Source organism: Bacillus sp. Je.9.29.b (assembly GCF_051129925.1).
In the GTDB taxonomy this organism is placed as follows: domain Bacteria; phylum Bacillota; class Bacilli; order Bacillales; family Bacillaceae; genus Bacillus; species Bacillus safensis.
Genome location: NZ_JBCPSO010000008.1, coordinates 177783 through 191268, shown reverse-complemented (window position 1 = coordinate 191268; position 13486 = coordinate 177783). Strand labels below are relative to the sequence as shown.

The following is a 13486-nucleotide window of genomic DNA, read 5'->3' as shown; positions in this document are numbered from 1 at the left end:
TAACCCGAAGGTCGCAGGTTCAAATCCTGCCCCCGCAACCAAAATGGTCCGGTAGTTCAGTTGGTTAGAATGCCTGCCTGTCACGCAGGAGGTCGCGGGTTCGAGTCCCGTCCGGACCGCCATTTTTATGACTTGTAAACGAAAACGTATAGTTTCGTTTTTTTTTATGTCTTTTTCTTTCTACAAGTGCCCAAGTTGCAATGAAATGTTTTGTGTTTGGCTACACTATAAGAAAGAATAGATAGATTACTTCAACTCAGCCTGGTTTTTTCACACCAGGCTTTCTTTATATCATTTTTAGTTGGAACTGAGACTTATATTCGCTACACTAATACTAACTGTGTTTGACCTCATGTCTACTTAACCAATTGATTGCAAGAAGGGGCTGTCTTTTTATGGATGAATTTGATCTTATTCGCCGAATCACACCAAAAGATACATATCAGCGCTCTTTGATCATGGGCATCGGTGATGATGCAAGTGTTTATCAACCTCATTCACATTGTGAAGAGGTCGTTTGTGTTGATACAATGGTGGAGCATGTTCATTTTCGTTTTGACTTTTCCACACCTTTTGAAGTTGGCTTTAAAGCACTGGCAGTCAATGTTAGTGACATCGCTGCAATGGGAGGGACCCCAAAGTATTATCTTGTTTCAATTGCGATCCCGCCCCATGGTGATGAGACAATCGTCACGGAACTTTACGAGGGAATGAAAGCGTTGGCTGACTCCTATCATATGGATTTGATTGGTGGAGATACAGTGGCCACCCGCAGTGACTTTGTCATTACCGTGACGGTGATTGGTGAGGTTTCAAAGGGAAAAGCTTGTTATCGTCACAGTGCTCAGACTGGAGACGTTGTCTTTGTCACAGGTGAACTCGGTTCATCAGCTGCTGGGTTATCAATCTTAATGAACGAAGCAGCTCCAACTAAGAAGATCGATGCTGATTTTTTTCTTAAGCGTCATAAAATGCCTCTGCCTCATATTGCTGCTGGACACATTTGTTCAAGTTTCCAGCGGGTCACCTTGAATGATGTGAGTGATGGATTAGCGAGTGAGTTAAATGAAATAGCCGAAGCGAGCTGTGTGATGATCGAGATAGAAGCTGATAAGCTTCCAATTCATCCAGATTTACAGGTGCTGCGCAAAGACTGGCTTGAATGGGTGTTGTTTGGCGGAGAAGATTTTGTGTTAACTGGTACGATACCAGAATGTGATTGGGAAAGCTTTGAATCGCAATGTCAAAAAGAAGGCATTCAGATCACACGTATTGGACAAGTCAAAGATAATCAAGCAGCCAGTGTTATGTTAAAAAACAATGATCAACAAACAATGTTAATGAAAAAAGGATATAATCATTTTAAGAAATGAGGTGACATCAACGGTGAAATTAACATGGACGACAAAAGGTGCGGATGAGACGAAACGAATTGCCGCTGCATTGGCCAAACTTGTGATGCCAGGCGATGTATTGACATTAGAAGGAGATTTAGGTGCAGGTAAAACCACTTTTTCAAAAGGTTTTGCGGAAGGCTTAGGAATTACCCGTATCGTCAACAGCCCCACCTTTACAATTATTAAAGAATATACCGATGGCAGACTGCCACTATATCATATGGACGTGTACCGCATGGAAGATGCAGAAGAAGAGATCGGCCTCGAAGAATATTTTGAGGGTGAAGGTGTATGCTTGGTTGAATGGGCACATCTTATTGAACCTCAATTGCCTTCTTCCTATTTAAAAATAGAAATGCTGAGAACAGAACGTGAAGAAGAACGGCATCTCACGTTTGATGCAAAAGGGGAGCGTTATGAGACCCTTTGTAAGGAGATGAAAGAAATTGACCATACTGGCCATTGATACATCAAACCATACACTAGGAATTGCTCTTGTAAGAGACTTCACTGTGATTGGCGAGAGCATTACGTATTTAAAAAAGAACCATTCCGTCCGAGCGATGCCTACTGTTGAAGCATTGATGAAAGAATGTGGTGTATCACCAAGCGAACTAAGCAAAATCGTTGTAGCAAAAGGACCTGGTTCTTACACTGGCGTCAGAATCGGTGTTACCATCGCAAAAACACTTGCGTGGACGCTGTCTATTCCGATATCGGCTGTTTCGAGTTTAGAAACACTTGCGGCAAATGGCCAATATTTTGACGGGTATATCTCACCTCTATTTGATGCGAGAAGAGGACAAGTTTATACCGGACTCTATACGTTTGAAAAAGGTAAGGTCAAAGAGGTCGAACCAGATCAAAATATCCTGCTCACGGATTGGCTTCATGAACTGAAGCAGACAGGAAAGCCTGTTCTATTTCTTGGACAAGATGTGCACCTTCATGAAGAGAGCATTCGCTCCATTTTAGGAGAAACGGCTGTACTGGCAGAGGGAACATTTCATAACCCAAGACCTGCAGTGCTTGCATTTTTAGGCGCAGATCGTCCTGCTGAAGATGTCCATCAGCTTGTTCCTAACTATATTCGTTTGGCAGAAGCGGAAGTGAAATGGCTTGAAGGACAAAAATAATCTTCACATAGCAGAGATACGACAAATGACAGTAGCGGACATTCCAGAGGTGTATACGATTGAAGTGCATTCGTTTACAGCCCCTTGGAAAAAGGAATCGTTTGTGTATGAGATTCTTCATAACCAATACAGCCATTATTTCCTCATTGAAGAAGATAAGCAGCCTGTTGGGTATTGCGGGGTCTGGATTGTCATGGACGATGCACAAATTACGAACATTGCGATTCTCCCTGAGCATAGAGGAAAAGGCTACGGGGAAGCATTGCTTCGATATGTCATGGAATTTTGCAAAGAAAAAAAGACAGATCATCTTTCTTTAGAGGTGCGGGTTTCGAATACACCAGCACAATCCCTCTATGAAAAGCTCGGTTTCAGACCAGCTTCTATTCGAAAGAATTATTATACGGATAATGGAGAAGATGCATTAGTCATGTGGGTGAATATAAATGAGTGAACAAACAGATCGATTCATATTAGGTATAGAAACAAGCTGCGATGAAACAGCTGCGTCCATTGTCAAAAATGGAAAGGAAATCGTGGCGAATGTGGTGGCCTCGCAAATAGACAGTCATAAACGATTTGGCGGAGTTGTACCCGAAATTGCTTCAAGGCATCACGTGGAGCAAGTCACCATCGTATTAGAAGAAGTGATGGCACAGGCGGGTATGAGTTTTAAGGATTTAGATGCGATTGCTGTCACAGAAGGACCTGGCCTCGTGGGTGCCTTGTTGATTGGTGTCAATGCAGCAAAGGCACTGAGCTTTGCCCATCAAATTCCTCTTGTTGGTGTTCATCATATTGCAGGGCATATTTATGCAAACCAGCTTGTTGATGAATTGGAGTTCCCATGTTTAGCTCTTGTTGTCTCCGGCGGACATACTGAGCTTGTTTTAATGAAGGAGCACGGATCTTTTGAGGTCATCGGAGAAACTTTAGATGATGCAGCTGGAGAAGCGTACGATAAAGTGGCCCGGACGATGGGTCTACCGTACCCAGGCGGACCTCACATTGATCGGTTAGCGCATGAAGGGGAGCCGACAATTAAGCTTCCCCGTGCATGGCTTGAAGAAGGGTCCTATCACTTTAGCTTCAGTGGTTTAAAATCAGCTGTGATCAACACCTTACACAATGCGTCACAAAAGGGTGAAACGATTGCCCCAGAGAATTTGGCCGCAAGTTTTCAAGCAAGCGTCATTGAAGTACTTGTTGGGAAAACATTGAAAGCAGCAGAAGCCTATGGTGTGAAGCAGGTTGTTCTAGCTGGAGGAGTCGCTGCCAATAAAGGACTAAGAGAAGCTTTAACCTCAGCATTTACGAAGCTGCCAGACGTGAAGATCATTATTCCGCCATTATCTCTTTGCACAGACAATGCAGCCATGATTGCTGCCGCTGGAACCGTTGCATTTGAAAAAGGAATCAGAGGCGATATGGCGATGAATGGCCAGCCAGGGCTGCCGCTAGTCTCATATGAATGAAAACTCCTGTGGATTACAGGGGTTTTTATTTTTTATGAAAGCGATTTATTCACATGTAAACGTTATATATCCACAATTGTTAGAAAATTTTGTTTTAAAATGAAGAGGGTGTGTATAAATATGATCTTTTTTGTGGATATGTGATTAAAACCCTGTGGATAAAGTGGATAAGTCTAAAGTGTTTAAGAATAATCAAGAAGTTATTGTGGGTATCATTGTGGATAATAAATTTTCTTTGAAAGAAAAAAGAGTACCTTTTAGGGCACTCTTTAAGCTTCTGACAGCTCTTCCCACTCTGCAAAAAGTGATTCCAGCTCTTGATTGAGCGTATCATTTTCTGTTTGAATGTCTTGGACCTTCTCGTGATCTTGAAAAATATCAGGATCACATAGCAGCTGTTCATTTTCACCGAGCTTGTCTTCGACGACAGCAATGCGTTCTTCAATTTCTTCGATTCTGCGCTGCTTTTGTCTTTCTTTCTTTTTCAGCTCTTTTTCTTCCGCATAAGAAAGCTTTGCCTTTTCTAATTGCTGTGCAGCTTGTATTTTAAGCGGTTCATTTTCTTGAAGTGCTTCCAGCTCTAATTGTTCATTTTTCTTTTCAAGATAGTAGTCATAATCACCGAGATATTCTCTTGTTTCTGTAGGCGAAAGCTCAAATACTTTCGTGGCGAGACGATTGATAAAATAACGATCATGCGAGACAAATAAGATGGTTCCTGGATAGTCGATTAGTGCATTCTCTAAAATTTCCTTACTATCTAAGTCCAGATGGTTTGTAGGCTCATCGAGAATAAGGAAATTGGCTTTTTGGAGCATCAGCTTTGCCAGTGCAAGGCGTGCTTTTTCTCCGCCGCTTAATGCATGGACAGGCTTTAAAACGTCATCACCGGAAAAAAGGAAGTTTCCTAAACATGTCCGAATTTCTTTTTCATTCATATGAGGATAGTCATCCCAAAGCTCATTGAGCACTTTTTTCGAGGATGTCAGTTTGGCTTGCTCTTGGTCATAGTAGCCGATCGTGACATGAGATCCAAAAGTGATGTCGCCTTTTACTGGTGTTAATGTGTTTGTTAACGTTTTTAAAAGGGTTGATTTCCCGATCCCGTTAGGACCAATGAGTGCCACACTATCCTCGCGTTTAATCTGAAAAGAAAGAGAGGATAGGAGCGGTGTTTTTTCATCATAACGAATATCGAGATCATGCACCTTCAGCACATCATTGCCGCTTTGTCTCGTAATATCAAAATGAAAGTTTGCGGATTTTTCGTCACCTAAAGGCTTATCTAAACGATCCATTCGTTCGAGCTGCTTGCGCCTGCTTTGTGCGCGCTTTGTAGTTGAAGCTCTTGCCAGGTTGCGATCCACGAAATCCTGAAGTTTTGAGATCTCTTCTTGCTGCTTTTCGTATAGTTTCATATCCCGCTCGAGCTGCTCTGCTTTCAGCTCAAGATACTTACTATAGTTCCCTGCAAACTTTTTCATCGAAGTTCTTGAAACTTCATAGACGTGGTTTACGACTTTGTCTAAGAAATAGCGGTCATGGGACACGATGAGAATGGCACCTGTATAATTTTGCAAATACTGCTCCAGCCATGATAAGGTATCAATATCTAAATGGTTGGTCGGCTCATCCAGAATTAAGAGTTCTGGTTTCATTAATAAGAGCTTTCCAAGCGCTAGACGGGTTTTCTGGCCGCCGCTTAAGGATTGGACGGTTGTCTCATCTTCGAAATGACTAAAGCCGAGTCCATGCAGAATGGAGCGGACATCTGCTTCATATTGATAGCCGCCTTGATCTTTAAATTCCTGCTGCAGCCTGTCATAGGTTTTCATCAGGGCATCCAGGTCAGAACCTGTGGAGGAAGCCATTTTCTCCTCAATTGTTCTCATCTCTTGTTCCATCTCTTTTAAATGATCAAAAACCGATAATAATTCGTCTTTTAACGTACGTGTAGACGTTACATCGGTATGCTGTGCTAAATAGCCGATCGATAGGTCTTTTGGTTTGATGATCTCACCTTGCTCGTAAGACATTTGACCGGCAATGATTTTCAAAAGCGTGGATTTGCCTGCGCCGTTACGACCTACAATGGCAATGCGATCCCTTGCTTTGACTTCCAATTTTATATTCGTTAAAACGGTATCAGCGCCAAACGATTTGGACAGCTGATTCACTTGTAGAATCATCATGTAACTTCACCTCTGCTATAATATGTTAAGTGTAGCTTATCAGCAGTAAACCGGCAAATGTTACATACAATCGCCATATTCAAATGAAAGACAGATAGGAAAAAATAGTGTATCATTTGAGTGAGGGAGCGTTGAAAGATGAGTCAATTTAGCCACTTTAACGAACAGGGAAGAGCAAAGATGGTCGACATTAGTGACAAATCGTCTACAGTGAGAACCGCCGTTGCTGTTTCAAGTGTTCGTATGATAAAAGAAGTGTTTCATAAAATAGAGCAGCGTGAAATTGGAAAAGGAGATGTGCTGTCTGTTGCACAGGTTGCTGGCATCATGGCAGCAAAGCAAACATCTACCATCATTCCAATGTGTCATCCGCTTGCACTAAAAGGCGTGGATATCTCCTTTGATTGGGAGGAAGACGGAAATGCGCACATCCTGAACATACAAGTACAGGTAAAAACAAAAGGAAGTACGGGTGTGGAGATGGAAGCGCTCACTTCTGCTTCAGTATGTGCACTGACCGTTTACGACATGTGCAAAGCGATTGATAAAGGCATGATCATCGGTCCTACCTATCTAATTGAAAAGACAGGCGGGAAAAACGGTGATTTTCACAGAGCATCTGATATTTAAGTTGGAGGACCTTATATGAATATAGATCAGTCAAAAATTCCACAAGCGACAGCCAAACGTTTGCCGCTATATTACCGTTTTTTAAAAAATCTGCATGCATCAGGAAAACAAAGGGTGTCATCAGCAGAGCTTAGTGATGCAGTCAAAGTGGATTCTGCTACCATTCGCCGAGATTTTTCGTACTTTGGTGCACTTGGGAAGAAAGGGTATGGCTATAATGTCGATTATCTCTTGACCTTCTTCAGAAAGACCCTTGACCAAGATGAAATGACCAATGTCATGCTCATCGGTGTCGGGAATTTAGGGACTGCTTTTTTACACTATAATTTCATAAAAAATAATAATACAAAAATTTCAATGGCTTTTGACGTCAATGAGAGTAAAATAGGAAGTGAGATAGGCGGCGTGCCTGTCTATGATTTGGATAAGCTTGAAGAGCATGTTCAAGAGGTAGGAGATATCCCTGTTGCAATTTTGACAGTACCTGCCGTAGCAGCTCAATCCATTACAGATCGTTTGATTGCCCTTGGCATCAAAGGAATCCTTAACTTTACGCCGGCTCGATTGAATGTGCCGGAACACATTCGAATTCATCATATAGATTTGGCGGTTGAACTTCAGTCTCTTGTGTATTTCTTAAAGCATTACTCTGTTACACAGGAGGACTGACGAAAAGGGGTAAAGGGGGTGGAGCAAATGGGTCCGATCGGTCCTGGGAGTTTGATTCTGATTGCGATTGTAGCGCTCATTATTTTTGGGCCGAAAAAGCTTCCTGAATTAGGAAGAGCAGCAGGAGATACATTACGTGAATTCAAAAATGCCACAAAAGGCTTAGCTGATGATCAGGAAGAAAAAAAGAAAAAAGAAGATCAGTAGAATAGGATGAGCTTCATGAATGTCAAAGATATGCCGCTTATGGAGCATATTGTGGAACTGCGAAAACGTTTAGTAACCATTGCGATGTTTTTTGTCGCCTTTATGGTGGCTGGTTTTTTTCTCGCTAAGCCGGTCATTGTGTATTTACAAAATACCGATGAAGCGGCAACACTCACGCTGAACGCATTTAAGCTTACAGATCCACTGTACGTGTTTATGCAGTTCGCATTTGTCATTGCTTTGGTTTTGACGTGTCCCGTTATTTTATATCAGCTGTGGGCGTTTGTGAGTCCTGGCCTATATGAAAAAGAAAGAAAGGTGACACTTGCTTACATTCCGATTGCACTGCTTTTATTTTTGAGCGGTGTGGCCTTCTCTTATTTTATTTTGTTTCCGTTTGTCGTCGACTTTATGACGCGAATGTCGAATGATTTAAATGTAGAGCAAGTCATTGGGATTCATGAGTATTTTACATTTCTGATGCAGTTAACACTTCCATTTGGCTTTTTGTTTCAGATGCCCGTCGTGTTGATGTTTCTTACAAGACTTGGCATCATCACACCGATGTTTTTATCAAAAATACGGAAGTATGCCTATTTTGTCCTCCTTGTCATTGCCGCACTCATTACACCGCCAGAGCTTGTTTCTCACCTCATGGTCACCTTGCCAATGCTCGTTTTATATGAAGTGAGCATTATCATTTCAAGAGTGACCTACCGCAAAATGCAGCAAACAGAGGAGAAAGAAAAACATTATGTTTCATAAAAAAGCATCATGATCCAATGAGGGATCACGATGCTTTTTCTATTGTGAAAGAAATTGATTGATCGCGTGAAAGAGGTGCTCATAATAGGCGGGCTCATGCGGGACAAAATCATGAACACCCACTTCGATGCTTTCCTCACGTCGTTCTTCGTTTGCATCAACTTTAAAGCCCTCGATTCGAATTCTTTTACATGTTCCAGTTAACAGCTGCTGTGCATCAAGCAGCTTGGCTCTGTACAGACCAGCGACTTCTTCTTTCTGTAGATGAACTTCCATGTGCTCTTCTTCATTCATATAAAGGTACACATGGCAGAACTCACGGTCAATGAACGAAGGCATATGGATTTCATCCTTTATGATACCTGCAAAGGTGAGGTCCTCAAAAGGGATGGAAAGACCAATTTCTTCTTCTACCTCTCTTAAGCCATCAGAAGGCTGTTCATCTGCGAGAAGATGGCCCGCTGCGGTGATATCAAACAGAGAAGGAAAATCCTTTTTTGCGGGACTTCTAAGCTGAAAATAAAGATACACGGTGCTATGCTCTTTTTTAAGAAGCCAGAAATGAAATGTTTCATGCCAAAAACCTTGGGCGTGAACATCTGAACGAGCGGCAGTTCCAATCGTTTCATGTTGATCATTGAAGATGCGAAGTTTTTCATGTTCCATAAAGATACATCCTCCATAAAAAAACCATTTTCCAACCGCGGAAAATGGTTTTTGATTTATTTTTGCTGCTGTTTTTTGAGTTTGACAGAGAAGGCAAACATTTTAAGCGCGATATTGATATTATAGGCCGCAAACACCATCAGCAAAATGCTGTAAAATGACCACATGTCACCTGGGTTCTGAATGGCCATATAGGTGAAAGCGACACCTACGGCAAAATAAATGATGCCCCATACGACTGGGTTTCTCATGAGAAAAAGCCTCCAATAATCATTTGCATAGTTTGAGATTGTTCTTCAATCATTTTTCTTACTGGCTCAATCTGTACAAGAATGACGAGCGAGTTCATCAACATATGAGCGCCGATTGGAACAATGATTCGTTTTGTTTTGGCATATAAAAAGGCAAAGGTAAAGCCCATTGCGGTATAGAGAAAGAAGTGGGGAAAATCAGAGTGTGCAGCAGCGAAAAATACTGAACTCACAAGTGCTCCAATAAAAAAATTCGTTCTTTCATAAATCACACCAAAAATGATTTTTCGGAAAACGATTTCTTCAAGTATTGGTCCAATCAGTGAAATAATGATAACAAGAAAAGGAAAAGCATCCATAATAGATAAAATATTTTGCGTATTTTCTGATTCACGGCCAATGCCGAATGCATATTGTTCAATCACGCCTGCAATCGATTGTGCAAAGAGAGAAAGAAAGAAACCGCCAATGATCCATGCGATAGCAGAACCGATTGAAGCAGGCGCTTCATTTCGCAGTGAAGCTTTTGGGACGGTTCGAAGGATGAGCAGAATAATGATCAACCCGATACAGAAACTGATGATTGTCCACGTTCCTGATAATTTTGAAAGCTCTGTTTGAGTCATCGGTGTTTGAATGAATCCCAGCCATTTCATAATAAGAAAATAAGGAAACGCAGATACCTGTACCAATATATACGTTAAGATGATGTACCAATATTGTTTTTTCAAGTAACGAAAACCCCTTTACTAAAAGAACTAAATTTATTGTAACACAAGTCTTCTTTTTCGATAAAAAGGAAAGAATCTGAGATTGAAAAAGATCATGAAAGCGTAAAAATTTTTAAAGGTTTTTACTTGAAATTGCAGAAGACATTCTTTATTATAATAAATGTGTTAGCACTCACTGGTGATGAGTGCTAAAAAAGACTACATATAAAAATTGAGGAGGTTGTTTCTTATGTTAAAGCCATTAGGCGATCGCGTAATCATTGAACTCGTTGAATCTGAGGAAAAAACCGCTAGCGGTATTGTTTTACCGGATTCTGCAAAAGAAAAACCGCAAGAAGGTAAAATTGTTGCAGCAGGTTCAGGGCGTGTACTTGAAAGTGGTGAGCGCGTTGCGTTAGAAGTAAGCACAGGCGACCGCATTATCTTCTCAAAATATGCAGGCACTGAAGTGAAATATGAAGGAAAAGAATATTTAATCCTTCGTGAGAGCGACATTTTAGCTGTTATTGGTTAATCACATAAAAAACATTGAGATACATTTTTAAAAAGACTGAGGAGGTTTCGTTATTATGGCAAAAGATATTAAGTTCAGTGAAGAAGCACGTCGCGCAATGTTACGTGGTGTAGATGCACTTGCAGATGCTGTAAAAGTAACTTTAGGACCTAAAGGACGTAACGTGGTTCTTGAGAAAAAATTCGGTTCTCCACTTATCACAAATGATGGTGTAACGATTGCAAAAGAAATCGAATTAGAAGATGCATTTGAAAACATGGGTGCAAAACTTGTGGCTGAAGTTGCAAGCAAAACAAACGATGTTGCTGGTGACGGTACAACAACTGCAACAGTTCTAGCTCAAGCGATGATCCGTGAAGGTCTTAAAAACGTAACAGCTGGTGCAAACCCTGTTGGCGTTCGTAAAGGGATCGAAGAAGCAGTGAAAGTAGCACTTGAAGGCTTGCACGAGATTTCTAAACCAATCGAAGGCAAAGAATCAATTGCTCAAGTTGCGGCTATTTCTGCAGCAGATGAAGAAGTCGGCAGCCTAATCGCTGAAGCGATGGAACGCGTAGGTAACGATGGTGTCATCACAATTGAAGAATCTAAAGGATTCACAACTGAGCTTGAAGTGGTTGAAGGTATGCAATTTGACCGCGGATATGCTTCACCATACATGGTGACGGATTCTGATAAGATGGAAGCGGTTCTTGAAAATCCTTACATCTTAATTACTGATAAAAAAATTACAAACATTCAAGAAATCCTTCCTGTACTTGAGCAAGTTGTACAACAAGGCAAACCATTATTGCTCATTGCTGAAGATGTAGAAGGCGAAGCACTTGCAACTCTTGTTGTGAACAAACTTCGTGGTACATTCAACGCAGTAGCAGTAAAAGCACCTGGATTCGGTGATCGTCGTAAAGCAATGCTTGAAGACATCTCTGTTCTAACTGGCGGAGAATTAATCACAGAAGACCTAGGACTTGACCTGAAATCAACTGAAATCGGTCAGCTTGGCCGCGCTTCTAAAGTCGTTGTGACAAAAGAAAACACAACAATCGTAGAGGGCTCAGGAGATTCTGCTCAAATCTCAGCACGTGTGAACCAAATCCGTGCACAAGTAGAAGAAACAACTTCTGAATTCGATAAAGAAAAATTACAAGAACGTCTTGCAAAACTAGCTGGCGGCGTCGCTGTCATCAAAGTTGGTGCTGCAACTGAAACAGAACTAAAAGAGCGTAAACTACGCATCGAGGATGCACTGAACTCAACTCGCGCAGCAGTTGAAGAAGGTATCGTATCCGGTGGTGGTACAGCACTTGTGAATGTATACAACAAAGTCGCTTCAATCGAAGCTGATGGTGACGTTCAAACAGGTGTGAACATCGTTCTACGTTCTCTTGAAGAGCCAATTCGTCAAATCGCTCACAACGCAGGTCTTGAAGGATCCGTTATCGTTGAGCGCTTGAAAAACGAAGAAATTGGCGTAGGCTTCAACGCAGCAACAAACGAATGGGTAAACATGATCGAAAAAGGAATCGTTGACCCAACAAAAGTAACTCGCTCTGCACTTCAAAACGCAGCTTCTGTTGCAGCAATGCTTCTAACAACTGAAGCAGTCGTTGCTGACAAACCAGAAGAAGGCGGCTCAGGCGGCGGAATGCCAGATATGGGCGGCATGGGTGGTATGGGCGGCATGATGTAATCAGGGTTTCAAAACCTTGTTATATCAACGTCTGAAATTAACTATAGGAGAAGGCCTTTCATCAGTTTGCAAAACTGTTGGAAGGCCTTTTCTTCCATATTAACAGTCATATGAGCATAGATATTCCTCATAGTATGACTAACCTTGTTGATTAAATAGAAACTTTGAACGGGGAAAATCCGTCTTGATGCTGCATTTGCAAGGACTATAATAGAGAAAAAACACTGGTTATTTGCTATCAATGTTTACACAATCTATAGTAATAGGAGCTTTTAAATCTGAGGAAGATATTTTTAGGTATATTAAAGGAATTGATCTTCTATTGCTGATGATGTTGGCACAAAGGCAATCGATGGAAATGGCAAAAAATAGTGACTGTAGAGAGAGTGAAGGAGAGTCCAATTTGTAGAAAGTTTAAAGATTAGCAAGAAAAGAGTAAACCCTAAAGCGTCTACTCTTTCATGTTTAATCATCTTATGATTAACAATCTTCTGCTTTGCTATGATGAAGAGGTGGTGGAATTAACCATCCTTTTTCTTTGTTAAGTCTAAGGACTTTTGCTCCAAGTGCTGCCTTTTGAATATGAAACTGTCCAAACATCATAGCAATGTCTTCTCGAATTGATTGACCCATAATTGTGCTACACGATACTAATCCTGACGCAATGTTAGCCGAAAGACCAGCGGCTATTTCTGGATCTTGAAAACGTGCCCCTACTGGAATATCGTCTATACAAGCTTTAGGTCGTTCAGGAGGTGTTGGAGGTAAGCCAATTCCATTTTCTTTTAATAAAGTTTCAATTTCTTTGATTTCTTGTTGCCCACCCTGAATAGCTTCTTCAATTAATTTTTGTAAGTCTTCGTCACCTGCATGGTTTAAGTGGGTTTGATAACCAGCAATTAAACCTTTAGCTACCATCAAGTAAGACCATGTACCAAACACTTCACCATAGTGCATAGGTTCATCCGTTGGATTTCCACTTAAAATTCCCATTGTCATCCTCCCTAATTGTAAAATATTCATTAAGCGACCTCCCTTTCTTGACGATTGGTCACCTTTTTATAGTTCCTAAATTAAACCAATATATTCATCATTTTAATGATAGTTGTTAAAGGTAAAAATTCTAATTTTAATCTATGTGGACTCTAACGAATAATGGCTAA

16 protein-coding genes and 1 tRNA gene are annotated in these 13486 nt (G+C 41.1%); 12 read left to right on the top strand and 5 right to left on the bottom strand.

From position 1 onward, the window contains the following. Positions 1 to 45: 45 nt before the first annotated feature. From AAZR19_RS16885 to tsaD, 6 genes are all read left to right on the top strand, one after another. Positions 46 to 122: transfer RNA gene (locus tag AAZR19_RS16885), tRNA-Asp, on the top strand. A 273-nt stretch (positions 123 to 395) separates the two neighbouring features. Then, a complete protein-coding gene (gene thiL / locus AAZR19_RS16880; protein WP_076841155.1) occupies positions 396 to 1373 on the top strand; it encodes a thiamine-phosphate kinase in 978 nt (325 codons plus the stop codon). Positions 1374 to 1386: 13 nt separating this feature from the next. Next, positions 1387 to 1863, top strand: a complete 477-nt coding sequence (tsaE, locus tag AAZR19_RS16875; RefSeq protein WP_041108765.1) for a tRNA (adenosine(37)-N6)-threonylcarbamoyltransferase complex ATPase subunit type 1 TsaE — start codon at positions 1387 to 1389, stop codon at positions 1861 to 1863. Next, the gene (gene tsaB / locus AAZR19_RS16870; RefSeq protein WP_041108763.1) at positions 1844 to 2533 is read left to right on the top strand and encodes a tRNA (adenosine(37)-N6)-threonylcarbamoyltransferase complex dimerization subunit type 1 TsaB; all 690 of its coding nucleotides are present in this window, start codon (positions 1844 to 1846) and stop codon (positions 2531 to 2533) included. Before tsaE ends, tsaB begins: the two co-directional genes overlap by 20 nt. Positions 2534 to 2558: 25 nt before the next feature. Further along, on the top strand, positions 2559 to 2987 hold the full coding sequence (rimI, locus tag AAZR19_RS16865; RefSeq protein ID WP_024424460.1) for a ribosomal protein S18-alanine N-acetyltransferase: 429 nt from the start codon (positions 2559 to 2561) through the stop codon (positions 2985 to 2987). Further along, a complete protein-coding gene (tsaD, locus tag AAZR19_RS16860; protein ID WP_041108761.1) occupies positions 2980 to 4008 on the top strand; it encodes a tRNA (adenosine(37)-N6)-threonylcarbamoyltransferase complex transferase subunit TsaD in 1029 nt (342 codons plus the stop codon). The genes rimI and tsaD overlap by 8 nt, the downstream gene beginning before the upstream one ends. A 269-nt stretch (positions 4009 to 4277) precedes the next feature. Here tsaD and AAZR19_RS16855 read toward each other — a convergent pair whose 3' ends face one another. Next, complete coding sequence (locus AAZR19_RS16855; RefSeq protein ID WP_041108759.1) at positions 4278 to 6200, bottom strand: ABC-F family ATP-binding cassette domain-containing protein; 1923 nt, start codon at positions 6198 to 6200, stop codon at positions 4278 to 4280. Between the two features lie 138 nt (positions 6201 to 6338). Between AAZR19_RS16855 and moaC the strand changes: the two genes are divergently transcribed. Genes moaC through tatC form a run of 4 tightly spaced genes read left to right on the top strand, consistent with a single transcriptional unit; the run spans position 6339 to position 8471 of the window. Beyond that, on the top strand, positions 6339 to 6830 hold the full coding sequence (gene moaC / locus AAZR19_RS16850; RefSeq protein WP_025092758.1) for a cyclic pyranopterin monophosphate synthase MoaC: 492 nt from the start codon (positions 6339 to 6341) through the stop codon (positions 6828 to 6830). A gap of 15 nt (positions 6831 to 6845) precedes the next feature. After that, complete coding sequence (locus AAZR19_RS16845) at positions 6846 to 7499, top strand: redox-sensing transcriptional repressor Rex (protein WP_008355687.1); 654 nt, start codon at positions 6846 to 6848, stop codon at positions 7497 to 7499. A 27-nt stretch (positions 7500 to 7526) separates the two neighbouring features. Then, positions 7527 to 7706 carry a twin-arginine translocase TatA/TatE family subunit gene (locus AAZR19_RS16840; RefSeq protein ID WP_008355689.1) on the top strand — a complete coding sequence of 60 codons (180 nt, stop codon included), beginning with the start codon at positions 7527 to 7529 and terminating at the stop codon, positions 7704 to 7706. Between the two features lie 15 nt (positions 7707 to 7721). Continuing rightward, positions 7722 to 8471, top strand: coding sequence for a twin-arginine translocase subunit TatC (gene tatC / locus AAZR19_RS16835; RefSeq protein WP_041108757.1), 750 nt, complete (start codon positions 7722 to 7724; stop codon positions 8469 to 8471). Between the two features lie 39 nt (positions 8472 to 8510). Here tatC and AAZR19_RS16830 read toward each other — a convergent pair whose 3' ends face one another. The 3 genes from AAZR19_RS16830 to AAZR19_RS16820 are packed head-to-tail and all read right to left on the bottom strand — an operon-like array spanning position 8511 to position 10119. Continuing rightward, the gene (locus tag AAZR19_RS16830; protein ID WP_041108755.1) at positions 8511 to 9137 is read right to left on the bottom strand and encodes an NUDIX hydrolase; all 627 of its coding nucleotides are present in this window, start codon (positions 9135 to 9137) and stop codon (positions 8511 to 8513) included. A 56-nt stretch (positions 9138 to 9193) separates the two neighbouring features. Beyond that, positions 9194 to 9388, bottom strand: a complete 195-nt coding sequence (locus tag AAZR19_RS16825) for a YdiK family protein (RefSeq protein ID WP_003213897.1) — start codon at positions 9386 to 9388, stop codon at positions 9194 to 9196. Then, positions 9385 to 10119 (bottom strand): CPBP family intramembrane glutamic endopeptidase, encoded by a 735-nt coding sequence (locus AAZR19_RS16820; protein ID WP_041108753.1) that lies wholly within the window; start codon positions 10117 to 10119, stop codon positions 9385 to 9387. Before AAZR19_RS16820 ends, AAZR19_RS16825 begins: the two co-directional genes overlap by 4 nt. 229 nt (positions 10120 to 10348) lie before the next feature. On the opposite strand from AAZR19_RS16820, the gene groES reads away from it, so the two are divergent. Together groES and groL are read left to right on the top strand one after the other, a co-directional pair. Beyond that, positions 10349 to 10633, top strand: coding sequence for a co-chaperone GroES (gene groES / locus AAZR19_RS16815; protein WP_024426730.1), 285 nt, complete (start codon positions 10349 to 10351; stop codon positions 10631 to 10633). 55 nt (positions 10634 to 10688) lie between these two features. Beyond that, positions 10689 to 12323 carry a chaperonin GroEL gene (gene groL / locus AAZR19_RS16810; protein WP_041108751.1) on the top strand — a complete coding sequence of 545 codons (1635 nt, stop codon included), beginning with the start codon at positions 10689 to 10691 and terminating at the stop codon, positions 12321 to 12323. Between the two features lie 480 nt (positions 12324 to 12803). Here the strand turns inward: groL and AAZR19_RS16805 are convergent, their stop codons facing one another. Next, positions 12804 to 13316 (bottom strand): DUF3231 family protein, encoded by a 513-nt coding sequence (locus tag AAZR19_RS16805; protein ID WP_025092756.1) that lies wholly within the window; start codon positions 13314 to 13316, stop codon positions 12804 to 12806. Between the last annotated feature and the right edge of the window lie 170 nt (positions 13317 to 13486).